We start from the raw sequence: 23,817 nt of genomic DNA on the forward strand, positions 1-23,817 counted from the left end.
CGCGCATGACCGCCGTCCAGATTGCCCCCGAAGCCCCGGGCGCCCCCGTCACCGTCGCGGCCACCGGGTTCCGGCTCGCCGCCCGCCGGTTCCGGAGCAACACCCTCGCCGTGATCGGCCTCGCCCTGATCGTCGTCATCGTGCTGTTCTGCTTCGTCGGCCCGTTCGTGTACCCGACCGACCAGACCCACACGCTGCTCGAGCAGGCCAACCAGGGCCCGAGCGCCGCGCACTGGCTCGGCACCGACGCCGTCGGCCACGACGTCCTCGGCCGCCTGATGTACGGCGGCAAGGTCTCCCTGATGGTGGGCATCGCCGCCGGGGTCCTGGCCACCGTCGTCGGCACCCTGTGGGGTTCCGTCGCCGGGTACGTCGGCGGCTGGGTCGACGCCCTGATGATGCGCGTCGTCGACGCCGGCATCGCGATCCCGGCCCTGTTCATCCTGCTCGTCATCTCGGCGATCACGAACCCCGGCGTCGGCGGTCTCATCGTCATCCTCGGTCTGGTGTCGTGGCTCGTGCCGTCCCGCCTGATCCGTGCCGAGACCCTGACGCTCAAGAACCGCGACTACGTCCTGACCCTGCGCGCGATCGGCGGCTCGCACGCCCGCGCCATCGGCAAGCACCTGCTGCCGAACTCGGTGTCGACGATCGTCGTCGCGGCGACGTTCCAGGTCGCCGACGCGATCCTGCTGGTCGCCTACGTCTCGTACCTCGGGCTCGGCGTGCAGCCGCCCGCGACGGACTGGGGCGGCATGCTCTCGGCGGGACTCACCGCCGCCTACTCCGGACGCTGGTGGCTCATCGTGCCGCCGGGTCTGGCCGTGATCCTGGTCGTCTGCGCGTTCAACGCGGTGGGCGACGGACTGCGGGACGCCTTCGACGTGCGGGGCCGCTGATGACCAACGAACCGATCCTGCGGACGACCGACCTCGGCGTCTCCTTCAGCACCGAGTCCGGCACCGTCGACGCCGTGCGGGGGGTGTCCCTGTCGGTCGCCCCCGGCGAGACCCTCGCCCTGGTCGGCGAGTCCGGCTCCGGCAAGTCCACCGTCGCCCTCGCCGCGATGGGCCTGCTCTCCGGCAACGCGACGGCCTCGGGCAGTGCCGTCGTCGCCGGGCACCAGGTGATCGGCGCCCCCGAACCCGCGCTCCGGGCCCTGCGCGGCTCGACCGTCTCGATGGTCTTCCAGGAGCCCGCGACCGCCCTCGACCCGCTCACCCGCGTCGGTGCCCAGATCGCCGAGGTGATCCGGAACCACCGTGACGTCTCCGCGTCCGCCGCCGCGGCCGAGGCCGTCGACCTGCTCCGTCGCGTCGGCATCCCCGACCCCGAGTCACGTACCCGGTCGTTCCCGTTCCAGCTGTCGGGTGGGCAGCGCCAGCGCGTGGTCATCGCGATGGCGATCGCGAACGCGCCGAAGCTGCTCATCGCGGACGAGCCGACCACGGCCCTCGACGTGACCGTGCAGGCCGAGATCCTCGAGCTCCTCCGTGCGCTCGCCGTCGAGACCGGTACCGGCGTGCTGCTCGTCACGCACAACATGGGGGTCGTCGCGGACTTCGCCGACCGGGTCGCGGTCATGCTCCAGGGCGAGATCGTCGAGACCGGTGGCGTCGAGGACGTCCTGCTCCGCCCCGAGCACGAGTACACCAAGCGGTTGCTCGCCGCGGTGCCGCGGCTCGACGTGGCGGGCGATCGTCCGCCGGCTCCCGTCACCGACGCGGAGACCGAGCCGGCCGGGAGGCCCGGTGCGGCCCCGGTGGTCGACCTGCGGGACGTCTCGGTGACGTTCGGGCGCGGGGCGCGCGCCGTCCGCGCGCTCGCGGGCATCGACATCGCGGTGCACGCCGGTGAGACCGTCGGCCTGGTCGGCGAGTCCGGCTCCGGCAAGTCGACCGCGGCCCGGGTGGCGCTCGGGCTCATCAAGCCGACGTCCGGCACGGTGTCGCTGTTCGGGCAGGACCTGCGGACCGCGAAGGGCCGTGACCGCCGTGCACTCCGCTCCGGCATCGGCGTCGTGCTGCAGGACCCGGTGGCGTCCCTCGACGCCCGGATGTCGGTGGCCGAGTGCATCGCTGAGCCCCTCGCCGTGCACCGTCGCGGGATGTCCTCGGCCGATCGTCGTCGTCGCATCGACGAGGTGCTCGACGCCGTCCGGCTGCCGCGGACCCTGGCATCCCGTGCCCCCCGCGAGCTCTCCGGCGGACAGCGCCAGCGGGTCTCGCTCGCCCGGGCGCTGGTGCTCGAACCGCGGTTGCTCGTCGCCGACGAACCCACCTCGGCGCTCGACGTCAGCGTGCAGGAGACCGTGCTCGAGGTCCTCGGCGAGCTGCAGGACGACCTGGGGTTCGCGTGCCTGTTCGTCTCGCACGACCTGGCCGTCGTGCAGCACTTCGCCGAGCGCGTCGTCGTGATGCGCCAGGGCGTCGTCGAGGAGCAGGGCACGACCGGCACGACGCTGCTGCACCCCACCACCGACTACACCCGTCGCCTGCTCGCCGCGGTGCCGGTGCCCGACCCCGTGCTGCAACGGCAGCGTCGGACGGAGCGCCTCGCCTCACTCGCGGCGGTGACCGCGTGACCCGGGTCCTGGCCGGGGTCGACGTCGGCGGTACGAACACGAAGGTCGTCCTGACCACGCCCGACCTCGAGGTCATCGACCGCCTCGACCTGCCGACGCCCGCCCACGCGGGCGGGGCGGCGATCGTGACGGCCGCACTCGGGGCCGTGACGGGTCTGCTCGAGACGCACCGGGCCTCCTTGGCGGGTGTCGGGGTGGGCGCGGCCGGCGTCGTCGACCGGACCACGGGGACCGTCCTGGTCACCGGCAACTCGTTCACCGGTTGGGCCGGGTACGGCGTGACCCGGGCGGTGACGGACGCCCTCGGCGTCCCCGCGACCCTGGACAACGACGTGAACGCGTTCCTGCTCGGCGAGATCGCCACCGGTGCGGTCGTGGGGGAGTCCGACGTGCTCGGCATGACCCTCGGCACCGGTGTCGGCGGCGCGCTCGTGCTCGACGGACAGCTCTTCGCCGGCCCGCGCGGTGCCGCCGGTGAGATCGGCCACGTCCCCGGCTTCGGCGACGCCCGGTGCACCTGCGGGCAGGCCGGGCACCTGGAGACCATCGCGGGCGCGCGCGGCATCGCCGACCGCTACGCCGAACGCTCCGGGCGGATGCTCTCGGCACGGGACGTCGCCGTCGCCGCACGCGGTGGGGACACCGACGCGGCCGCCGTCTTCGCCACCGCGGGGTGGGGCCTGGCGCGTGCCGCACTGCTGACCGCGGGGATCCTCGACGTCACCACCGTCCTGATCGGCGGCGGGATCGCACGGTCCTGGGACCTGCTCGAACCGGCCATCACGGCGGCGATCGCCGCGGAACCGCCGGTCAGCGGGGCGACGATCCGGCTCGCGCAGTCGACGCTCGGGTCCGACGCCGTGGCACTCGGCGCAGCGGCGCAGGTGCGGGCGCGCGTGCTGGAGCCGGAGACCGCGTAGCGGGGGGAGCGCCCGGTCAGGGCACCCAGACGACGATGCCGCGCAGGTCGTGGAGCACGGCGGCGAGGCCGGCGCGCAGGCCGCGGGCCGCGCGGTCCTCGGTGAAGGTCTCCGGGTCGTAGTGGCTCGACGGCCCGAGGCCCTCGCCGCGGAACCCGCCGCCCGTCCAGTCCGCCGCCGTGACGTTCGACGTCGGCTCCGCGATCTCGGCACCGACGACCAGGAACTGCTGGTGGAGCGCGGTCGGTGAGACCGCCGCGAGCGGGTCGACCATGTGGTTGCCGACGGTGATCACCAGGTCGGGTTCGGCGTCGACGGCGCGCAGGACCGCGGCGATCCGGTCGTCGGGGCCCTTCGCCGAGACGGGGGTGACGGTGACGTCCTCGTCCGCTGCCCACGACTCGACGGCGTCGAGCAGGGTCCGGGTCGGGGCGTCGGCGGCGTCACCCGCGTCGGAGAGCAGCACGACGTCGTAGCCGGCGGGGGCGTGCACCCCGGACCACGAACCGGGCTCGGGGTGGATGGTGGCCTCGGGTGCCGGCGGCTGGTCGGGGTCGGAGAACCCGGTGCCCAGGACCCCGGCCGAGGCGTGCGCCGACGCGGTCGCCGTCGGGCCGGTGCCGCCGGTGGTGCCGTTCGACGCCCCGGAGCAGCCGGCCAGCAGAGCGGTGCCGGCCGCGGCGAGGGCGACGGCGGTCAACAGGGAGGTCGGCCGGGTGGCGGGGCGGATCACGGAACCATGCAAGCACGCCCGACGGCCGGTCCGGGCCGGTCCGGGGACTGTCCAACCGCCGTCCCGTTGCTGGTCACCGGTTGTTCACCTGCCGGTCGTCTGCGGGCCGGATCGTCTGCGCGTGCCCTCCGGAACCACCGCCGCGCTCCTGCGCGCCCGCCCTGCCCGCTCCCTCCCCCTGTTCGCGCTCGTCGCACGGGTCGTCGCCGCGCTCGTGCTGCTCGGGGTGGTCGTGATCGGCGTGCTGGCGGGCGCGGCGCCGGCGTCGGCGCACGGCTTCAGCTCGGTGGTCTACGCCGACGTCACGTCCACGAAGCCGACGGTCGTGCAGGCGAAGCTCGGGCTCGAGTACGACCTGATGCTCGTGTCGGTGGCCACGAGCGAGCACGACGACGCGCTGCACAAGCAGGGGCAGCAGGCCTGGGACGACGGGGACTTCCCGGGGATGGTGACGGCTGCCGAGGCGCACACCGACGCGATCGGGAAGTACGTGTTCGACCGGTTCCGGGTGACCGGAGCCGGCGGGCAGGTCTGCACGGGCACGCTCGACGACACGGTCACCGTCGACCTGCAGGACGAGGTGCCGTACGCCCACGTGACCGCGGACTTCACCTGCCCGGAACCGTCGGAGACGCAGTCCGGGCACGTGGTGTCGTCGGAGCTCTTCCCCGACGACGAGACCTTCGTGCGCGACACCAAGACGATCGTCACCTACGACGTCGACGACCGGACGGGTTCGGCCACCCTCGACGCCTCGCAGCGCACGTTCTCGACCGAGCAGTCCGCGGGTGAGCGCTTCTGGGAGTTCTTCCGGCTCGGCGCCGAGCACCTGCTCACCGGGATCGACCACATCCTGTTCCTCGTGGCGCTCATCGCCGGGTCGCGTCGCCTGCGCGAGGTCGTCTACACGGCGTCCGCGTTCACGATCGCCCACTCGATCACGTTCATCCTCGCCGCCCTCGGTGTGGTCAGCCCGCCCGCGATCGTCGTCGAGCCGCTCATCGCCCTGTCGATCGCCGCGGTCGCCGGCTGGTACCTGTGGCGGCTCTGGCGTCGTCGATCGCGGGCCGACGAACTGGTGGTCGGTGAGCACGGACACTTCTCGCTCGACCGCGCCGGGTGGACCCGCCTGGCCGTCGTCTTCGCCTTCGGGCTCATCCACGGGCTCGGGTTCGCCGGGGCCCTCGGGATCCACGAGGCGTTCTCGTGGCAGCTGCTGGTCTCGCTCCTCATCTTCAACGTCGGCATCGAGGCCGTGCAGCTCGCGATCATCGTCATCGTCTTCCCGCCGCTCTCGCTGCTGCGGCGGAAGGCGCACCGGGTGTCGCTCTGGGTGACGGGCGCCGTGACCGCCGGCGTGTTCGTGATGGGGATGATCTGGTTCGTCGAGCGGCTCGCGGCGGGCTGACGCTCGCCACGGAACTGCCGGCCCGTCGCGTTCGTTCCTGAACAGCGACGAACCGTCACTCAGCGTTTACCAAGACGTTTTGCAGTGCATGCAGAGTCTTCCGTGCTGCACCATCCCACGTCTGAGAAACGGACCAACATGAGTCTCCTGTCCGGCGCCACTACCCGGCGCAGAACCACCACCCTCCGCGTCTGCGGAGCCGTCCTCGGGGCCGCGCTCATCGCCGGTGCCTCGATGGTCGGCACGAACGCCGCCACCGCTGCGACGAACACCCCCACCACCAACATCTCGACCGGTGGCCCGATCCACATCCTGCTCGGCGTCGGCGCGACCGAGAGCCAGCGCATCGCCTCGTGGTACTTCCCCACGAACGTCGCGCAGTCGCTCGAGATCCAGAAGACCGCGTCCATGACGGACGGCGTCTTCACGGACGCCAAGCAGACGGTCGCCGCCTCGGAGGCCGCGAACACCGCAGCCGACTCGAGCGCGACCGACTCGAACACCAAGAGCATCCCGGGCATCGCTGCCGAGTCGGGCTACATCAACGCCCACGCGACGATCTCGGCCCTCGAGCCGAACACCTCGTACACGTACCACGTCGGTGCGGCGGACGGCTCGGCCTGGTCCGCGTCGTACACCTTCACCACGAAGAGCTTCTCCGGCGACTTCGACTTCCTGTTCTTCGGTGACCCGCAGATCGGTTCGTCCGGCTTCACCGACGACGACGGCGCCGGCTGGGCGGACACGCTCAAGTACGCCACGTCGACCGAGCCGGACGCCGAGCTCCTGGTCTCCGGTGGCGACCAGGTCGAGCACGCCAACAACGAGTACGAGTGGGGCGCGTTCGCGGACAGCAGCGACGTGCTGAAGCGTTACCCGTGGGCCTCGACCATCGGCAACCACGACGTGGGTGGCAAGGCCTACGAGCAGCACAACCAGGTGCCGAACTCCCTCAAGGTGCCGGACTTCTACCCGGGCGGCAACACCACCGCGAACTCGGGTGGCGACTACTGGTACATGTACAAGGGCGTCCTGTTCATCGACATCAACTCGAACGCCTACGCGGCCGGTTCGGACGCTGCCCACGTGAACTACGTGCGCGACGTCATCAACCGCTACGGCGACGACGCGAAGTGGACGACGCTGGTCTACCACCACTCGATCTACTCGCCGGCCGACCACGCGAACGACCGTGACAACCAGCAGCGCCGGTTCGACTTCACGCGTTCGTTCTCGGACATGGGTGTCGACCTCGTCCTGCCGGGCCACGACCACTCCTACTCGCGCAGCTACGCGATCAAGAACGGCAAGAAGGCCAACGTCAACGAGCAGCCCGCTGCTCCCGAGGTCTTCTCCGGCCCCGGCGGCGTCATCTACATGACGGCGAACTCGGCCTCCGGCTCGAAGTACTACGACCTCACCACCCCGGACGCCACCCAGGGCTACGGCGCGGACCCGCTCGACCCCAAGGGTGAGCGTCACTTCGCCAACTCGGTCGAGAACCAGGAGCACGTCCGCACCTTCGTGAAGGTCTCGGTCACCGACGACAAGCTCGCCGTCGAGAACATCCGCGCCAGCGACTGCACCACGCTCAACTCGGCGGTGCAGCACGGCAAGGTGGACAGCTGCGGTGTGACCCTCCAGCCGACGGCCACGGCCGACCCGGCTGCGATCGGTTCGACGGTCGACAAGTTCAACCTGCACGCCACGCTGCCGACGACGACCACCACGCTCACCGCGTCGGCCGCCGAGCAGACCTACGGCACCGCCAAGCCGGCCACGGTCACCGCGACCATCGCCGGTGGCATCGGTACCCAGCAGGGCACGGTGACGTTCAAGGACGGCAGCAAGGTCCTCGGCACCGCCCCGGTCAAGGACGGCGCGGCGAGCATGACGCTGCCGAAGACGCTCGCCATCGGCAAGCACGCGGTCACGGCCTCGTTCGTCAACGCGGACCCGGTGTACTCGGGAACGGACTCGAAGACGGCGAAGGCCATGACGGTCACCGTCGAGAAGGCCCCGTCCCGCACCGCCATCAAGTACAGCGGCGGCAAGGCGACCGTCCAGGTGAAGGCCACCGGCTTCAGCGTCGACGGCACCGCCCGGATCTACCAGGGCTCGAAGCGCCTCGCCACCGTCACGGTGGAGAACGGCGTGGTCACGTCGAAGCTCCCGCTGAAGAAGGGCACGCACAACCTGCACGCCGTCTTCGCCGGGACCTCGGAGCTCAGCACGAGCACCAGCCCGACCATCAAGGTCGTCATCAAGTAGCACCCGGCACCAGCAAGGGCCCCGCGATCCCGATCGCGGGGCCCTTCGCCGTGTGTCCGGGGGTGGGCGACCGGTCCTACCCGGGACCGGCGCCGCACCGGCTGACGGGAGACCCGAACTCCCTACCCGTCCGCTGGTGAGAGCGGCCGGTCAACCTGTGGTGAGCATGCGCTCATAGGCCGGGATCGCCTAGGCAGCCAGGCCAACTGCCAGGCTTTGGGCGAATGTTCAGACATTCCTAGGTAATCACTGTGGAGAAGCGCATACTTCGAGCCACCGAGAATGCGCGCTCGTCGCCGACGTCACCCCGCCTCTCCTTGCAGGAAGCGGTCGGACCGTGCAGGCTCGCCATCTCAGACGCAGTTCCCTCCTGGTCGTGTCGGCGGCTGCCGTCGCCGCGCTGGTCACCCTCGGGACCGGTGGCGGAGCATCCGCCGCGACGGTCATCGACGGTCCGGTCAACCTCGGCACCGCATCGACCTACGGTGTCCTCGGCGCGAGCGCGGTCACGAACACCGGCCCCTCCGTGATCAACGGCGACCTCGGGTTGTCGCCGGGCACGTCCATCACCGGCTTCGGCGGTGCACCGAACGGCGTCGTCAACGGCACCACGCACCAGACCGACGCCGCGGCCGCACAGGCCCAGCGCGACACCACCACCGCGTACAACGTCGCCGCGTCGCTCTCCCCGACCCAGACCGGTCTGACCGAGCTGAACGGACTCTCGCTCTCACCCGGCGTGTACTCCGGCGGCGCCCTCGCCCTGGCGAACAACGGTGCGCTGACCCTCGCCGGCAGCGCGAACTCCGTCTGGGTGTTCCAGGCCGCGTCGACCCTGACCATCGGGTCCGCCAGCCAGATCGTGATCACCGGCGGCGCCAGCTCGTGCAACGTGTTCTGGCAGGTCGGCAGCTCCGCCACCGTCGGCACCGGCGCCCAGTTCCAGGGCACCGTCCTGGCGCAGCAGTCCGTGACCGCCACCACCGGCGCGACCGTGCAGGGCCGACTGCTGGCCCGCACCGGCGCGGTCACCCTCGACACGAACACGATCACGGCCTCCAACGGCTGCCCCGCACCGGGCACGCCGTCCGAGTCGCCCACCATCACCTCGGGCACCCCGTCCGACGGCACCGTGGACGTGCCCTACTCGTCCACCGTCACCGCGACCGGTACCCCGAACCCGACCTTCACCGCCACGGGCCTGCCCGACGGCCTGACGATCGACAGCACCACCGGCGTCATCTCCGGCACCCCGACCACCCCGGGTACCTCGACCGTGACGATCACCGCGTCGAACGGCACCAGCCCGGACGACACCCAGACGGTCACCATCACGGTCCGCGCCCCGGCACCGGTGCCCACCGCGACACCCACCCCGACGGCACCCGCAGTGGTGCCCACCGCCACCCCGAGCGGCCCCGCAGGCGCCGGCGGTGGCGGTGGCGGCGGAACCGACCAGCCCACCGGTGAGCTCGCGTTCACCGGCTCGGACCCGACCGTCCCGCTGAGCATCGCCGCCGCACTGCTCGCCGCGGGTGCAACGCTCATGGTCCTGCTGCGTCGTCGTCGCCGCACCGTCGGCCGCATCTGATCGACCCGCACGATCGACGGCCCCGCGACCCTGGTCGCGGGGCCGTCTGCGTGCCGTCACCGGCCTTGCGGTCGGTCCACGTGCCCGATTGCATGGGGGCATGCGGACCGACTGTGTCTTCGACGACGTGCCACGGGCCTCCCGGCTCGTCGAGGACGACCTGGTTGTCGCGCTGCTGGACGTGAACCCGGTCTCGCCCGGGCACAGCCTGGTCGTCCCGAAGCGCCACGTGGTGTCGTGGTTCGACGCCACCGCGGACGAGGTCGCCGCGATGACGCGGCTCGTGCGCGCACTCAAGCTGGTGCTCGACGACCGGTACCGACCCGACGGGTACAACGTCGGGTTCAACGACGGCGCGGCAGCCGGGCAGACGGTGTTCCACGCCCATCTGCACGTGATCCCGCGGTACGGCGGCGACGTGCCGGACCCGGCCGGCGGCATCCGGCACACGGTGCCGGGCCGGGGCCACTACTCGCCCGGCACCCGGTGGTCGCACCCGTGAGGACCCTCAGGTACTGAGCCGTCACCTCATCCTCCAGGACGATCCGCGGCGAGCAGCGCGCTCCCTACTGTTGGCGACGGAGCGTGCGGTGGCGCATGCCCGTCGCACCAGGGGAGATCCGACGTGAACCGTTCGCCGAGACGCCGTTCCACCATCGCGCTGCAGATCGCGTGTTCGACACTCATCGCCGGGGCGCTCGCCGTCTCCGGCACGATCGCGGCGTTGCCGGCCACGGCCGCGCCGGGCGACGGGTCCACCGCCGCGACGGGGACGACCACGATCACGACCCCGGGCACGCCCGTCGCGCAGGGTGACGACTGGACGGTCACGCCGACCGACGGCGGGTACACCGTCGTCCTGACCCTCGCCGACCCCCTGCCGCTCCGTGCGGCGGCCCCCGTCCTGCTCGTGGACGGCACCGACATCGGCGTCGCGCAGACGAGCCTCGACCAGCGGCAGCTGACGGTCACCACGACCGACCCCGCGGTCGCCGATGCCCGCAGCGTCGAGCTCGGCTGGACGGGCGAGACCGACCTGCAGGGCAACCGGCAGGCCGCCACCGCGCCGCAGACGGTCGCGCCGAGCGAAGCCCCTGCGCCCCTGACCGACGACCCGGCGGCCGCGGGCCAGTACGCGGTCACCCGGGCCGACTACGACCTGGGCAACGAAGCCGAGACGATCAAGGGCTTCGGGCGCAAGGGCGAGATGCGTGCCGCGGTCTTCGTGCCGAAGGACGCCCCGGGCAAGCGTCCGGTCGTGGTGTTCCTGCACGGCCGCCACGAGGCCTGCTACGGCGGCACGTACAACCCGAAGGCGTGGCCGTGTGGGAAGGGACAGACCGACATCCCGAGCTACCTCGGCTACAACGCAGCAGCGACCGCGCTGGCGAGCCACGGCAACGTCGTCGTGTCGATCTCCGCGAACGCGATCAACGCCCTCGACGGCAGCTACTCGGACGACGGCGGAGCGGTGGCCCGCGGGCAGCTCGTCCTCGACCACCTCAGCCTGCTGCAGCGCGCGGACGCCGGACAGGAGCCCCGGCTCTCGCCGCTGCTCACCGGCAAGCTCGACCTGCAGGACGTCGGCCTCATGGGCCACTCGCGCGGCGGTGACGGCGTGGTCCGCGCGGCCCTGCTCAACACGCAGCGCACGAACCCCTTCGGCATCCGTGCCGTCCTGCCCCTGGCGCCGACCGACTTCGGGCGCATGACCCTGCCGGACACGAACACGGCGGTCGTCCTGCCGTACTGCGACGGCGACGTGTCCGACCTGCAGGGACAGCACTTCTACGACGACTCCCGCACCGCCTTCGGGGACGACGTGCTGCGCTCCTCGGTGCTGGTGATGGGTGCGAACCACAACTTCTTCAACACGACGTGGACGCCCGGCAAATACGCGAAGGCGTCGTCGGACGACTGGTACGACGAGTCCGACGCGGTCTGCGGGGCGAAGGCGAAGCACACCACGCGGCTGTCGTCCGACCAGCAGTACGCCGTCGGCACGAGCCTGATCAGTGGCTTCTTCCGCCTGACGCTCGACGGTGAGCAGCAGTTCCTGCCGATGTTCGACGGCACCAACCGCCAGCCCGCCGCCCTGGGCACGGCCGACATCCGGGTGAGCGCCTCCCAGCCCGGCGCGAGCCGGCGTGACCTCGCCCTGTTCGACACCGCGAACCCGGCGATCACCACGACCGGGGCCCTGACGGCGAAGACCTGCGCGAGCACCGACAACCTGCCCGCGAAGCAGATCCTGCCGGCGTGCGTCTCGATCTCGTCCAACGCCCCGGACTACACACCGGCGTACCTGGCGTCGTCGGTGCCGGCCACCCCCGCCCTGCACGTCTCACCCACCAAGGCGGCGACCGGCGGACAGGTGCACGTCCCGGTGGCTCCGGCGGCCGGTGACTTCACGGGGTTCCAGGCGCTGTCGCTCCGCCTCACCCCGGACGACACCGCGACGACGAACGCGAACGTCTCGATCACCCTCGGCGACGCGACCGGTGCCGTGGCGACCCGACGCCTGTCCGACACCAGCCGTGCCGGACAGCTGCTCCCCGGTACCCGGATGGCCCCGCGCAAGACGATCCTGCAGCAGGCGCGCATCCCCCTCGACACGTTCACTGGCATCGACCTGACGTCGGTGCGCGAGGTGACCATCGACGTCCCGCAGAAGAACAGCGGGGTCCTGCTGAGCGACCTGTCGCTCGTGCCCGCCGCGACCCTCGGCACCCCGGTGGTCACGAAGCGTCCCGCCGCACGCATCGCGGACCGGTTCGTCGACGAGGGCCGCACGCGCACGGTGGTCCGGGCAGCGGTCGTGCTCTCCCGACCGGCCGAGCAGGCCACGACGGTGTCCTTCGACCTCGACCAGGCGTACGACGGGCGCATCCGCCCGGCGGTGCAGCCCGTCACGTTCCAGCCCGGCGAGGTCTGCCGCACGGTTGCGGTCTCGGTGAACGGTGACCGCACCCCGTCGTTCTCGCGGACGTCGGACTACGCGATGACCCTCAGCAACACCCAGGGCGGTTCGGTGATCGGTGACTCGGTCGGCACGATGCGCATCCGCGAGGACGACGGCGTACGCAGCGTGAACGGACGGCCGACCGCGTCCGCTCCGGCGGTCGGGACCCCGGGCGACGCGTGTGCCGAGGCGCAGGCGACCAGCACGGCCATCGCCGTGACGCCGACGAACAGCCGGAAGGGTGCCAAGGTCGCGATCTCGGCGACGGGGTTCCGTGCCGGCGAGTCGGTCACCGTCAGCATCGATGGCGGTCGGGCCACCCGCACGACGGCCAACGCCGACGGCAAGGTCCGCCTGAAGATCACGAAGGCCGTGGCGGCGCTGGCGCCGGGCACGCACGTGGTGCACGCCCGTGGCTACGGCTCGGACCAGCGGGCCCGGGGCACCTTCACGACGACGAAGTAGCCGTGCGCGGTCCGGAGCGTCCCGAGCGAACCCTCAGGACGCTCCGGCCCCGATCAGGTCGGCGAGCGGGACGTCGTCGCGCGCCACGGCGGCGGCGACCTGGCTCAGCGAGCGCTGGTGGGCGCGGGCGTAGCGACGGATCATGCCGAAGGCCTGCTCGACGTCGACCCCGGCCGCACGGGCGAGGTACCCCTTGGCCTGTTCGATGGCGACCCGGCTGTCGAGCGCACGCTGGAGCTGCTCCGCGGTGAGGGTCGCGTGCTCGAGGGTCCGTTGCTGCAACAGGCTGATGGTCGCGACGTCGGCGAGGGCCTGCGCGGCTCGGGCATCGGCTCCGTTCAGCGCCCCCTCGGTCTCGCGGAACAGGTTCAGCGACCCGACGGTGGTGTCCCGCAGCCGGAGCGGGATGGCGTGGACGCCCGCGTACCCGCGCGCCCTGGAGGCCTCGGCGAACCGCGGCCAGTGCTGCCGCAGGTCGTCGGCGTTCTCCGAGGTCACCAGCCGGCCGGTGGTCACGGCGGTGATGCAGGGCCCCTCGCCGGCGTTGAGCTGGAGCAGACCGATGAAGCTGCTGCGCTCGCTCGTCGACGCGACGACGCGCAGCTCGTCCTGCTGGTCGAGCAGGTGGATCGCGCCCGCGGCGGCGTCGAACAACTCGACCGCCCGGTCGACCAGCGTCTGCAGGACGTCGACCACGTCGTAGTCCGCCACCAGGCTGTCGGTGAGGGTCACGAACGTCTCGACCAGTCGTGCTTCGCGTACCTCGGTCATGTGGGGAACGGTCCTTCCGTCGAGCAGGCGGGACAACCGTAGCCGAGCAGCGGACACGCGGACCTGTGGCTTGCACCGAGGAGCGCGGCGGCTCTAGCGTTGGACCAGCAGCCCCAGACCCCGGCCGCCGGAACGATCCTCCATTCCGATGACGACCAGGGAATCCATGACCACGCAGCACGCCGGTACCAGCCCGCAGCGGGAGACCAGCTCGAAACCCCTCACCGGCGGCTACCGGAAGACCGGCTCCCCGGCCGGGCCGCGCACCGGCGGCACCTCGTCGTACTCCGCGCTGCTGGCGCAGGTGAAGGAAGCCGGGCTGCTCGAGCGCCGTCGGGGGTTCTACTGGGCGCTGTTCTCCGCGCTCGTCGTGGCGACGGCCGCCTGCTGGGTCGCGTTCGCGTTCCTGGGTGACTCGTGGTTCCAGCTGATCGTGGCCGGTGCGCTGGGTGTGCTGTTCACGCAGTTCGCGTTCCTGTCGCACGAGGCCGCGCACCGTCAGGTGTTCGCGTCCCAGAAGTGGAACGACCGTGCTGGCCGCTGGGTCGGGACGTTCCTGGTGGGCCTCAGCTACTCGTGGTGGATGAACAAGCACACGCGTCACCACGGCAACCCGAACACCGTCGGCAAGGACCCGGACATCGCCCCGGACGTGATCCGGTTCCTGCCCGAGGACGCCGCCGCCGTCAAGAACGGGCCGCTCCGGGTGTTCGTGCAGTACCAGGGCTGGTTGTTCTTCCCGTTGCTCACGCTCGAGGGCATCAACCTGCACCGGGCTGCCGTCATGTCGGTGCTCCGCGGGACGGGTGGGCGCAGTGACGTCCGGGGGCGGGTCCTCGAGGGCGTCCTGCTCGTTGCCCGTTTTGCGATCTACCTGACGGTGGTGTTCTGGTTCCTGCCGTTCGGGATGGCGTGTGCGTTCCTCGGGGTGCAGCTGGCCGTGTTCGGCGTGATGATGGGTGCCTCGTTCGCCCCGAACCACAAGGGCATGCCGACCATCGCACACGACGCGAAGGTCGACTTCTTCTCCCGCCAGGTGCGCACCTCGCGCAACATCCGTGGCGGCTGGTGGGTGTCGTTCCTGATGGGCGGGCTGAACTACCAGGTCGAGCACCACCTGTTCCCGTCGATGCCGCGTCCGGCGCTGAAGCAGGCTCGCCTGCTCGTCCGTGACCACTGCGACACCCTCGACGTGCCCTACACCGAGACCACGTTGCTGCGTTCCTACGGGATCGTCGTCCGGTACCTCAATCGCGTCGGCCTCGGCGCCCGCGACCCCTTCGTCTGCCCGATGGTGTCCGAGCTCCGGATCCACTGACCACCAGCCCCGTGCCGAACCTCCCGAACGAACCGCAGCAGCTCCGAGCAGCGGTGGTCGTGAACCCGACCAAGATCGACCCAGCCCGCCTCCGAGCGGTGCTCGGCGCCGAGGAGCGCGCACACGGATGGGACGAGTCGCTCTGGTTCGAGACGAGCGCTGACGACGACGGACGGGCGGCTGCCCGGGCCGCGCGCGACGCCCACCCGAGCGTCGTCCTCGTCGCCGGTGGTGACGGCACGCTCCGGGTCGTCGCCGCGGAACTCCGCGGCACCGGGATCCCGGTGGCGCTCCTCCCCAGCGGCACCGGCAACCTGTTCGCGCGGAACCTCGGTCTGCCCCTCGGCGACCTGGTGCAGTCCGTCCGAGCGGGCTTCAGCGGGACGGACCGCCCGATCGACGTCGGGCTGGCCGACCTGACCGACCCGGCGGGCACCACGACGTCGCACGCGTTCCTGGTGATGACCGGCATCGGGCTCGATGCGAGCATGGCCGCGGACACGAACGCGTGGGTGAAGAAGCGGTTCGGATGGGTGGCCTACTCGGATCCCATCGCCCGGTCCGTGATCGGCAACCGGCAGATCCCCGTGCGCTACGGGATCGACGACGGCCCACTCCGCAGCATGAGCGCACACACGATCATCGTCGGGAACTGCGGCACCCTGACCGCGGGCATCCTGCTGCTCCCCGCGGCGCGACCGGACGACGGCGTCCTCGACGCCGTGGCGTTCCGGCCGGCCGGGTGGTTCGGCTGGACCAAGGTCGGGTACGCCCTGACGCTCAACCGCTTCTTCGCGCGCACCCGGTTCGGGCGACTCCTGGCGCGGGTGCTGCCGACCTCGCGTGCGCTCCGGTACACCCGGGCACGGACGCTGCGGCTGACCGTCGACACCCCGGAGCGTGTGCAGCTCGACGGCGACGCGTTCGGCGAGGTGGTCGCGGTGACGCTCACCACCGACCACCACGGCCTGGTGCTGCGGACGGAGCCGGACGGGCCGCGGACCCGACGGGCCTAGCCGGTGCTGCCGAGGTCGGCGCCCCGGTGCACGACGTCCTCCGCCATGGCCCGGATCCCGCGGCCCGCACCGGCAGCAGCACGTCGCAGGATCTGGAACGCCTCGTCCATCCGGATGCCCCGTCGGTACGCGAGTGCACCCTTGGCCTGTTCGAGGAGCTCCCGGGCCTCGAGCGCGTCCTCGACCTGTTCCTCGATCGTGGTCGACACCCCGCGGTCGCGCTGTCGGACCAGGGCAGCCGAAGCCGCGTCGGCGAGCAGCTGGAGCAGCACGACGTCCTGGTCGCTGTGCCCGCGGGTGTGGTCGGCGAAGACGCACAGCGAGCCGATGGTCCGGTCCCGCAGACGGATCGGCTCGGCGAACGTGCCCTGCAGCCCGCGTTCGCGCATCGTCGCCGCGAACGTCGGCCACTCCGACTCGTGCGTCGACACGTCGGGCACGTCGATCGTCTCGCCGGTCCGGTAGCAGTCGAGACACGAGCCCTCGTTCGTCCCGAGCTGCGCTTCCTCGGCCTCACTGCTGCGCTCGCTCGTCGAGGCGATGACCTGCAAGGCACCGGACCGGTCCGCGAGCACGACCCCCGCCTCCGTCGCGGAGGTCCCCTCCACGCACGCCGCGATGACTCTGTCCATGGCGTCGAGCACCTCGAGGTCAGGGTCCAGGGCCGGAGTCAACCGATCCGGCAGGTTGATCGCGTCACTGGTCGTCATGCTTCGACGCTACGACCAGACCGATGGCGCACGGCTCAGCCAGTTCGCGTACCGGATCACGGCGTTCGAGTCCGCAAGCAGCCGCGTCCGTCGAAGTGCGGACTGGTGCGACCCCTGGACAGGGGGTCAGGATGACGCATCAGTTGCACAGAGCAACTGGCAGGTGCTTCACCGACAGAGGAGTCGTCATGAAGAAGTCCATCGCAGCCGCGTTCGCCGCGGTCGCCGTCATCACCGCCGGCGTGTTGGCCGCTTCGCCCGCGTCCGCGCTGCCCGTCAGCACGAAGGTCGTCGGCGGCGAGAAGGCCCCCACCACCTCGTGGGCGGTGCAGCTCGAAGCCTCCGGCGGCTCCATTCCCTCCGGCTACGTCAGCAACTGCACCGGCGAGCAGCTCAACGCCTCGTGGATCCTCACCGCCCGGCACTGCATCGACGGCATCGGTGCGATGAACGTCTACCACTCCAACTCCACCGTCAACCGCGGTACGGCCGTCGCCGTCGACCGCGTCAGTGCCTCGCCGGCGGGTGACATCGCGCTCGTGCACCTGCGGACCGCCTACTCGCTGTCCACCTACGCACCCCTCGACCTCACCGCGACGGCCAAGTCGAGCGGCACCGGCACCATCCAGGGCTACGGCCTGCGTGCGAACGCGACCCAGTCCGACGGCCTGTACCAGGCCACGGTCTCGCTCACCGGCGCGAGCACCGACGCCTTCAGCGGTCGTGCCCAGCACCTCACCGGCGTGACCGGCGCATCGAACCACGGCGACTCGGGCGGCCCGCTGCTCGTCAACGGCAAGGTCGTCGCCGTCTGCTCCACCGGCGACAGCGCCGACCCGGGCGCGAACACCAAGGCCGGCTCGAACTACGCCCTGCTGTCGCAGGCCTCGTCCTGGATCCGGACCACGGCCGGCGTCTGAACCACCTGACGGACTGGAGGCGCGGTGTCAGCTGGCACCGCGCCTCCAGTCCGTCCCACCCGTCTCCAGGGCGTTGCTCGCCTGTTCGGCGTCCGTCACCCACCAGCTGAGCGCCCGTGCGGGCGCCGCGACGACAGTGGGGCCATGAGCCAGTACGAGAAGCGCGATCCGAACACCCTCTACCCGGCACCGCCGTACCCGAAGCAGGAGCAGTCGCTGCCGGGCGCCGCGTGGAAGATGGACCCGAAGCCCGACCACGGCGAGGAGAGCTACGTCGGGCTCGGACGGCTGAAGGGGTACCGCGGCATCGTCACCGGTGCCGATTCCGGCATCGGCCGTGCCGCCGCCATCGCCCTGTCGCGCGAAGGTGCGGACCTGGTGCTCTCGTACCTGCCGGACGAGCAGGAGGACGCGGAACAGGTCCGCGACCTGCTCGAGTCCGAGGGTCGTCGGGCCGTGCTGTTCCCCGGCGACATCTCAGACGAGCAGTACTGCACGGACCTGGTGCAGAAGGGCGTCGACGAGTTCGGCGGTCTCGACACCCTGGTCATGGTCGCGGGGCGCATGGAGAGCAACGAGGACATCCTCACGCTCGACACCTCGATGTTCGACTCCACCTTCAAGACCAACATCTACTCGCTGTTCTGGCTGACCAAGGCCGCCGTGCCGCACCTCGAGCCCGGGTCGACCATCGTGACGACCGGCTCGATCCAGGCGTCCACGCCCTCGCCGGACAAGATCGACTACGCCGTGTCGAAGGGCGCGATCAAGCTCTTCACCGAGGCCGTCGCGCAGCAGCTCGCGCCGAAGGGCATCCGTGTGAACTCCGTCGCGCCGGGGCCGGTGTGGACGCCGCTGCAGCCGGGTTCCGACGACGCCGAGACGGTGTCGCACTTCGGTGAGAGCTCGCCGTTCGGCCGTCCCGGTCAGCCCGCCGAGCTCGGTGCCGCCTACGTGCACCTGGTCAGCCCGGAGTCGAGCTACCAGTCCGGGTCGACGATCACGATCGCGGGCGGGACGCCGGCGTTCTGATCTACCTTGTTGGGGTTCTGAGGTTCTGGGTTTTGCGTTCTTGCGTTCGAGGAAGGGGACCACGTGTCCGGAGTGACGCACACCGTGCTGGTCGAGTGGGACGGGGAGGACCGGTCGTCCGAGGCCTCGGCCCTGTCGCGTGAGCACCTGCCGCGGGTCGAGGGGGTCGAGTCGGTGCAGGCCGGCACGAGCGTGAGCACCGAGGGACTGGAGGGCGGGTTCCACTGGATGCTCGTCGTCCGGTTCCGCGATCGTGCAGCGCTCGCCGGGTACCTGCCGCACCCGGAGCACCGGCCGGTGGCCGAGTTCATCGGTGCGGCGAGCGCGCGGGTCGTCGTGTTCGACGTCGAGGACGCCGCCTGATCGCTGCGCCGGAAGCTGTGTAACGCTCTGGTTGCGATGGGGGACGAGGGGTTCCGTTCCTCGTGGAGGCTCGACGTACGGTGGATCGGCCATCGCAACGGCGCGGGGGTCATCGGCCGGCGCTGCGGCTCTCCGGAGGCCGCGCCGGTCGGGTCCCCGCCTGCGGGCGGGGACCCTTCGACATCCGCCGACGGAGGGAAACAGACGATGCCCGGCAACCCGAACCCGTTCGTCCACGACGGCGCGAAGATCCTGCTCGGCGAGGCGGGAGCGGCGCACTGCGACGAGTGCGGTGACGCCGTCCGGCTCGACCCGCGGATCGGCAGCTGGAGGACCGTGCAGCAACCCGGCCCCCAGCTCCCACCGGATCGGCAGCGGCGCAGTGCGGCGGGGGCCGCGTGAACGGCACCGCCCGGACCGCCGGGGTGGCCCTCGGGCTCATCGCAGCGATGGCGCTGACCGCCTGTTCCGGCTCACCGGCTGCGACGCCGACCCGGACCGTGACTGCGACTGCGACCCCGGAGGCGCCGGCTGACCCCGACACTGCGACCCCAACTGCGACCCCGACCGAGACGGACACGGCCTTCAGCCTGTCGGACCCCGCGACGTGGACCATCTCGACCGAGGAGGTCGGACCGATCGCCCTCGGTGGTCCGATGCAGGGCGAGATCGACGACCTGGCAGCCGCCTACACCCGGAGTACGGATGCGTGCCCGGCCAGCCCGGAGACGACGTTCTGGGAGCGATCCGACGCCCCCGGGCTCATCGTCATCCCCCGCGACGGGAAGGTCGCCGGGGTGACCATCGGTGGGGTGGGGTCGGACCCGGTGACGACGAACTCGCCCGAGACCGACGCCGGGATCGGCATCGGAGCGCCCCTGACCGAGGTGCGCTCCGCGTACCCGGACCTGCAGTACACCGGCACCTACGGTGAGGACCAGGGGCCGTACTCGATGTGGAGCGTGCAGGCCGACGGGCGCTACATGACGTTCCAGCTGGGGACGGACGGCACCACCGTGGGGGCGATCTGGGTGGGGTCGGTCGCGATGTTGCCGTACGAGTACTGCGCCTGACGCCGCCGAGGGTCGAACGTCGCTGCTGGCAGGATGACCGGTATGGCCAGCGCTGTCCGTCTCATCCGGTCCGACGTCCTGAGCGATGCGGCGCAGTACGCGTACGCGTCCACCGTGCCGGCCGGGACGCGGCTCGTGTTCCTCGCCGGGGCCTGCCCGCTCGCCGCGGACGGGTCCACCGTCGCGGTCGGCGACTACGCGGGCCAGGCTGCCCGGTGCATCGAGACGATGCAGGAGGCGCTGCGTGCCGCAGGTGCGTCCATCGAGGACGTCGTGAGCACCCGGGTGCTCGTGGCGTCCTCACGGCAGGCCGACCTCGTCGCCGCATGGCAGGTGGTGCGCGATGCCTTCGGCGCGCACGACGTGCCGAGCACCCTGCTCGGGGTCACGGTGTTCGGCTACGACGACCAGCTGGTCGAGATCGAAGCCGTCGCGGCCGTCGCGGACGGTCAGCCCACGTGACGACGCGAGGTGTCGAGGTTCCCGCGCTCGCGCGCCTCGCGCACGCTCGCCTCAGAAGCCCGGACCTGCTTTGACCAGGGCGATGCCGACACCGACGAGCGCGAGGACGAGGCCGGCCACGAACGTCCGCGGGGACGGGTTCTCCCCGCGGAGCCTGGCCACGACGGGCCCGAGGAGCGCGAGCCGGAGCACGAGGTACGCGATCGCGATGATCTCGGCCGCGAGCCCGGACGTGCCGGTCAGCCAGGCGTAGGCGAGGACGGCAGCCGGCAGGAGACCGGAGGTGAGGATGGGCAGCGAATCTCGCAGCTCGGCGCGGACGGTCTCCCCGGTGAGGCGGTGGTCGCTCCGCGCACGTCGTCCGACCGATTCGGCGAAGGTGTGTGCGAGGAAGGTCGAGAACGCGGTGGCGAGGACGTACCAGAGCCCCCGACCGCTCTCGGCGGTGTCCGGGAGCATGGGTGCGATCGTGCCGAGGATCACGATGTTGCCGTACACGAACGCGGTGATGCGGCTCGAGGCGTCCTCACGCGACAGGCGGCTCCGGCCCACGGAAGTCCTCTCGTGCGGGCTCAGTAGTACTCACCCTGCCGGTAGTCCCAGCTCGTGAACGTGTCCGCGAGCAGCCCCATGATCCGGTCGACGTCGAGCCCCTTGCGGATCAGCGTCGGTGCGGGGACGACCGATCGGCGTCCGTCCTGCAGCGGGATCAGGGTCCCCGTGCTGTCGACCATCGACACCATGACGCCCTGCTCGTAGCGGGTCTCGGCACTCTGCTCCGGCTGGATGGACGCGACGTAGTCGTCCGCCTCGACGATCACGTCGGCGCGCTCGGCGATGCGCTCGCCGATGCCGTCCACTACGCCACGGTTGCCGGTGCCCGACGGGTTGGCTGAGCTCGCGAAGGCGAACTTGCCGTGCTCGGTCCAGAGTTCGCGGGCGGCGAGCTCACCGGGGACGCCGAACTTGATGACGAAGCAGGACGTGCCACGGGTGTCCATCATGAGTTCGTCGGAGCCGTCCGCCGGCAACGCCGCTCGGCCCTCGTCACTCCAGGGCAGGATGCACCCGAGCAGGACGTCCTCGTCCCAGCACCGCTGGTACAGGGCGTCGATCTCGGGGGTGAGCTGCGCGATGCTCCGGAGCATCTCGAGCGAGCTCACGAGCACGACGCCCGGCTTGTTGCGGTTGCGTTCCTTCGCGTCGAACTTGCGCTCCAGACCCGCGCGGTCCGAGGTCATCAGGATGTAGCCGACCTTGGTCGGGACCACCGCCAGCCCGCCGTCGTGCAGCAGCGCGTCCACCGCACTGCGCGGCACGCCACCGTCCCAGTGCACCCGGTTCATGCTGACCTGCGTGTCGTCGTTCATGCCCGTCCTCGTCCCGTTCTGGAGCCAGACGATCGTCTGACAGCGGGAGCCTATGGACGGCGTCCGAGCCGGACAAGGGCGAAGGACCCGACCTGTGGGCCTTCTCCGAAGGGTTCAGGCGGGCTCGCAGTGAACGGCCGAGGGGCCCAGCACGCGCTGGGCCCCTCGGTCGTTCATCGGTGGTGGGTCAGGATCGCTTCCGACGACGGGCCTGCAGCGCGATCACGCCGACGCCGGTCAGCGCGAGTCCCGCAGCCCACGGCAGCAGGTGCATCGCGTCGCTCCCGGTGTATGCCAGCTGGCCGGTCGGGACGGCGGCGGAGACCGCGCTCGTCGGAGCGACAGGGGTCGCCACCGTCGAAGCGGTCGGACGGACGTCCACCGTGAACGCCGTCGCGAAGCTGCTCGACGCCACGGTCAGGGCGTGGGTCGACGCGTGCGGGAACGTCACTTCGGCACCTGCCCACGGGTCGGTGTTCGGGACGATGACGTCGGAGGTGTGGTCGGACGTCACCGTGAACGGTGCCGGGTAGCCGTCGGCGCCGTCGACCTCGTTGCCGAAACGGTCGACGAGGCTCCCGCCGACCAGGAGCGTGCCGCCCTGGTCGATGGTCGGCTGCCCACCCTCGAAGCCCACGCCCAAGGTGCTGTAACCGCCGTCGGGCTCGGGCGTGGTCTCGTTCTGGAAGGTCCAGACGGTGCCGTCGCGCTCGATGACCCAGCTCGTGGAATGAGCGGTGAGGAACGTGTCCTTGTCCTCGGCCGTCACCCGCACGCCGAGCGGTGTCGAGGCGTCCGTCGTGAGGTTCACGTACTGCGATGCGGTCGTCGTGCCGCTGGTCGCGACGATGCGGAAGGCGTACGTGCCCGAGTAGTCAGAGGTGCCGGACAGTACCCCGGTGGAGTGGTCGAGCGACAGACCGTAGGGGAGGTAACCGGATTCGTCTTGATCGGTTTCGTCGGCGTACGGGTCGTCGAGCGAGAAGTACTCCACCGAGTACGTCGGCTTCGGGAACCCGTCCGCGGCGAACGTGTGGGTGAACCGTTCCCCGGCCGTCGTGGACAGCATGACCGGCTCGTCTTCGGTGGTCGCCTCGGGGAACGAGGCGGCCTGTGTCACCGCAGCGGTCGACGCCGTTGCTGTCTGGTCGTCATCGCCCGTGATCGTGACGGCGATGACCTTGCCGGCGTCTGAAGGGAGGACGAGGTAGGACTCGGTCGTGACGGGGAGCGTGGTGCCATCACCCGTCCACACGTAGGAGAGCGTGCCGGTGAAGCCCGTCCCCGTCGCGGTGAGGGTGCTGCCCACGGTCGCATCCCCGGCGATGGTCGCGGTGGGGTCGGCGACGGCGGGAGCAGACGTCGCCGGGGCGGCCGGAGCGCTGCTGGGCGCGGTGGTCTCGTCCGCGGGCACCTCCGTGTCCTCGGCGGCATCCGGAACCGGGACGACAGGAGTCGTCGCGTCGGGCGACGCTGCTGCGGTCTCCTCATCGGTGCCGGTGCCGGTGTCCGTGCCGGTTCCGGGCGCGGTGTCCTCGGTGGGGACCGCGGTCGAACTTGCCGACGCGCTCGCCGGTGCTGCGTCCGGCAGTTCTGCTGCCGAAGCAGACAGCGCCCCGAAGCCGGTGCTCAGGCCGATGACGGCGATCGTCGCGCCGATCGCGCATGCGCGTCGGAGTGTTGCGGTGCTGTGTGGCACGGGTTGTCCCCTCGGGTGTGCCGTCCGACAACGGCCGGACGAGTGCGATCGCCGGAAGCCGGCGCCCTCGGATCGTAGCCAACCTGTGAGGCGTCTTTGAGCCCGAGGGCGGGCATCACCCGCGAAGTGGGGGAGCGGCATCGCGCCGC

Annotated in this window: 22 protein-coding genes; 16 read left to right on the forward strand and 6 right to left on the reverse strand. The window is 71.2% G+C overall.

Translation table 11 applies throughout. The features are described 5' to 3' along the window. Positions 1 to 5 precede the first annotated feature (5 nt). Genes DEJ09_RS09705 through DEJ09_RS09715 form a run of 3 tightly spaced genes read left to right on the forward strand, consistent with a single transcriptional unit; the run spans position 6 to position 3,504 of the window. Positions 6 to 899, forward strand: a complete 894-nt coding sequence (locus tag DEJ09_RS09705; RefSeq protein ID WP_111088329.1) for an ABC transporter permease — start codon at positions 6 to 8, stop codon at positions 897 to 899. Further along, positions 899 to 2,584, forward strand: a complete 1,686-nt coding sequence (locus tag DEJ09_RS09710; RefSeq protein WP_111088331.1) for an ABC transporter ATP-binding protein — start codon at positions 899 to 901, stop codon at positions 2,582 to 2,584. Before DEJ09_RS09705 ends, DEJ09_RS09710 begins: the two co-directional genes overlap by 1 nt. Then, complete coding sequence (locus DEJ09_RS09715) at positions 2,581 to 3,504, forward strand: ROK family protein (protein WP_111088333.1); 924 nt, start codon at positions 2,581 to 2,583, stop codon at positions 3,502 to 3,504. Before DEJ09_RS09710 ends, DEJ09_RS09715 begins: the two co-directional genes overlap by 4 nt. 16 nt (positions 3,505 to 3,520) lie before the next feature. On the opposite strand, the gene DEJ09_RS09720 is transcribed toward DEJ09_RS09715, so the two are convergent. Then, positions 3,521 to 4,237, reverse strand: coding sequence for a hypothetical protein (locus DEJ09_RS09720; RefSeq protein WP_111088334.1), 717 nt, complete (start codon positions 4,235 to 4,237; stop codon positions 3,521 to 3,523). A 121-nt stretch (positions 4,238 to 4,358) separates the two neighbouring features. Here DEJ09_RS09720 and DEJ09_RS09725 point away from each other — a divergent pair, with 121 nt between their 5' ends. From DEJ09_RS09725 to DEJ09_RS09745, 5 genes are all read left to right on the forward strand, one after another. Then, positions 4,359 to 5,645 carry a HupE/UreJ family protein gene (locus DEJ09_RS09725; RefSeq protein ID WP_111088336.1) on the forward strand — a complete coding sequence of 429 codons (1,287 nt, stop codon included), beginning with the start codon at positions 4,359 to 4,361 and terminating at the stop codon, positions 5,643 to 5,645. A 138-nt stretch (positions 5,646 to 5,783) separates the two neighbouring features. Further along, a complete protein-coding gene (locus DEJ09_RS09730; protein WP_111088337.1) occupies positions 5,784 to 7,916 on the forward strand; it encodes an Ig-like domain repeat protein in 2,133 nt (710 codons plus the stop codon). 376 nt (positions 7,917 to 8,292) lie between these two features. Further along, on the forward strand, positions 8,293 to 9,507 hold the full coding sequence (locus DEJ09_RS09735; RefSeq protein ID WP_239001383.1) for an ice-binding family protein: 1,215 nt from the start codon (positions 8,293 to 8,295) through the stop codon (positions 9,505 to 9,507). 100 nt (positions 9,508 to 9,607) lie between these two features. Continuing rightward, positions 9,608 to 10,009: an HIT family protein gene (locus DEJ09_RS09740; protein WP_111088339.1), complete on the forward strand. Its 402-nt coding sequence runs from the start codon at positions 9,608 to 9,610 to the stop codon at positions 10,007 to 10,009. Between the two features lie 123 nt (positions 10,010 to 10,132). Continuing rightward, positions 10,133 to 12,934 (forward strand): hypothetical protein, encoded by a 2,802-nt coding sequence (locus DEJ09_RS09745; RefSeq protein WP_111088341.1) that lies wholly within the window; start codon positions 10,133 to 10,135, stop codon positions 12,932 to 12,934. 33 nt (positions 12,935 to 12,967) lie between these two features. Here the strand turns inward: DEJ09_RS09745 and DEJ09_RS09750 are convergent, their stop codons facing one another. Further along, on the reverse strand, positions 12,968 to 13,705 hold the full coding sequence (locus tag DEJ09_RS09750; protein ID WP_111047536.1) for a GAF and ANTAR domain-containing protein: 738 nt from the start codon (positions 13,703 to 13,705) through the stop codon (positions 12,968 to 12,970). 166 nt (positions 13,706 to 13,871) lie between these two features. Between DEJ09_RS09750 and DEJ09_RS09755 the strand changes: the two genes are divergently transcribed. Together DEJ09_RS09755 and DEJ09_RS09760 are read left to right on the forward strand one after the other, a co-directional pair. Further along, complete coding sequence (locus DEJ09_RS09755; protein ID WP_111088343.1) at positions 13,872 to 15,023, forward strand: acyl-CoA desaturase; 1,152 nt, start codon at positions 13,872 to 13,874, stop codon at positions 15,021 to 15,023. A gap of 11 nt (positions 15,024 to 15,034) precedes the next feature. Further along, positions 15,035 to 16,039, forward strand: coding sequence for a diacylglycerol kinase family protein (locus tag DEJ09_RS09760; RefSeq protein ID WP_111088345.1), 1,005 nt, complete (start codon positions 15,035 to 15,037; stop codon positions 16,037 to 16,039). Here the strand turns inward: DEJ09_RS09760 and DEJ09_RS09765 are convergent. Next, positions 16,036 to 16,749 (reverse strand): GAF and ANTAR domain-containing protein, encoded by a 714-nt coding sequence (locus DEJ09_RS09765; protein WP_111047968.1) that lies wholly within the window; start codon positions 16,747 to 16,749, stop codon positions 16,036 to 16,038. The genes DEJ09_RS09760 and DEJ09_RS09765 overlap by 4 nt on opposite strands. A gap of 188 nt (positions 16,750 to 16,937) precedes the next feature. Here DEJ09_RS09765 and DEJ09_RS09770 point away from each other — a divergent pair, with 188 nt between their 5' ends. The 6 genes from DEJ09_RS09770 (at position 16,938) to DEJ09_RS09795 (ending at position 20,599) form a co-directional block, all read left to right on the forward strand. Beyond that, entirely contained in the window at positions 16,938 to 17,669 is a 732-nt protein-coding gene (locus DEJ09_RS09770; protein WP_111088347.1) for a trypsin-like serine protease, read from the forward strand. A gap of 144 nt (positions 17,670 to 17,813) precedes the next feature. After that, a complete protein-coding gene (locus tag DEJ09_RS09775; RefSeq protein ID WP_110858568.1) occupies positions 17,814 to 18,701 on the forward strand; it encodes an SDR family oxidoreductase in 888 nt (295 codons plus the stop codon). A gap of 63 nt (positions 18,702 to 18,764) precedes the next feature. Then, complete coding sequence (locus tag DEJ09_RS09780; protein WP_111088349.1) at positions 18,765 to 19,064, forward strand: Dabb family protein; 300 nt, start codon at positions 18,765 to 18,767, stop codon at positions 19,062 to 19,064. A 207-nt stretch (positions 19,065 to 19,271) separates the two neighbouring features. Then, a complete protein-coding gene (locus DEJ09_RS09785) occupies positions 19,272 to 19,466 on the forward strand; it encodes a hypothetical protein (protein WP_071404793.1) in 195 nt (64 codons plus the stop codon). Beyond that, complete coding sequence (locus tag DEJ09_RS09790) at positions 19,463 to 20,137, forward strand: hypothetical protein (RefSeq protein ID WP_111088351.1); 675 nt, start codon at positions 19,463 to 19,465, stop codon at positions 20,135 to 20,137. The genes DEJ09_RS09785 and DEJ09_RS09790 overlap by 4 nt, the downstream gene beginning before the upstream one ends. A gap of 42 nt (positions 20,138 to 20,179) precedes the next feature. Beyond that, entirely contained in the window at positions 20,180 to 20,599 is a 420-nt protein-coding gene (locus DEJ09_RS09795) for a Rid family hydrolase (protein WP_111088353.1), read from the forward strand. Positions 20,600 to 20,650: 51 nt separating this feature from the next. Here the strand turns inward: DEJ09_RS09795 and DEJ09_RS09800 are convergent, their stop codons facing one another. From DEJ09_RS09800 to DEJ09_RS09810, 3 genes are all read right to left on the reverse strand, one after another. After that, a complete protein-coding gene (locus DEJ09_RS09800) occupies positions 20,651 to 21,151 on the reverse strand; it encodes a hypothetical protein (RefSeq protein ID WP_258373855.1) in 501 nt (166 codons plus the stop codon). A gap of 20 nt (positions 21,152 to 21,171) precedes the next feature. Then, positions 21,172 to 21,969 carry an L-threonylcarbamoyladenylate synthase gene (locus DEJ09_RS09805; protein WP_111088355.1) on the reverse strand — a complete coding sequence of 266 codons (798 nt, stop codon included), beginning with the start codon at positions 21,967 to 21,969 and terminating at the stop codon, positions 21,172 to 21,174. 187 nt (positions 21,970 to 22,156) lie between these two features. Then, positions 22,157 to 23,668, reverse strand: a complete 1,512-nt coding sequence (locus tag DEJ09_RS09810) for a putative Ig domain-containing protein (RefSeq protein WP_111088357.1) — start codon at positions 23,666 to 23,668, stop codon at positions 22,157 to 22,159. Between the last annotated feature and the right edge of the window lie 149 nt (positions 23,669 to 23,817).

Source organism: Curtobacterium sp. MCLR17_055 (assembly GCF_003234305.1).
GTDB classification, from domain to species: Bacteria; Actinomycetota; Actinomycetes; order Actinomycetales; family Microbacteriaceae; genus Curtobacterium; species Curtobacterium flaccumfaciens.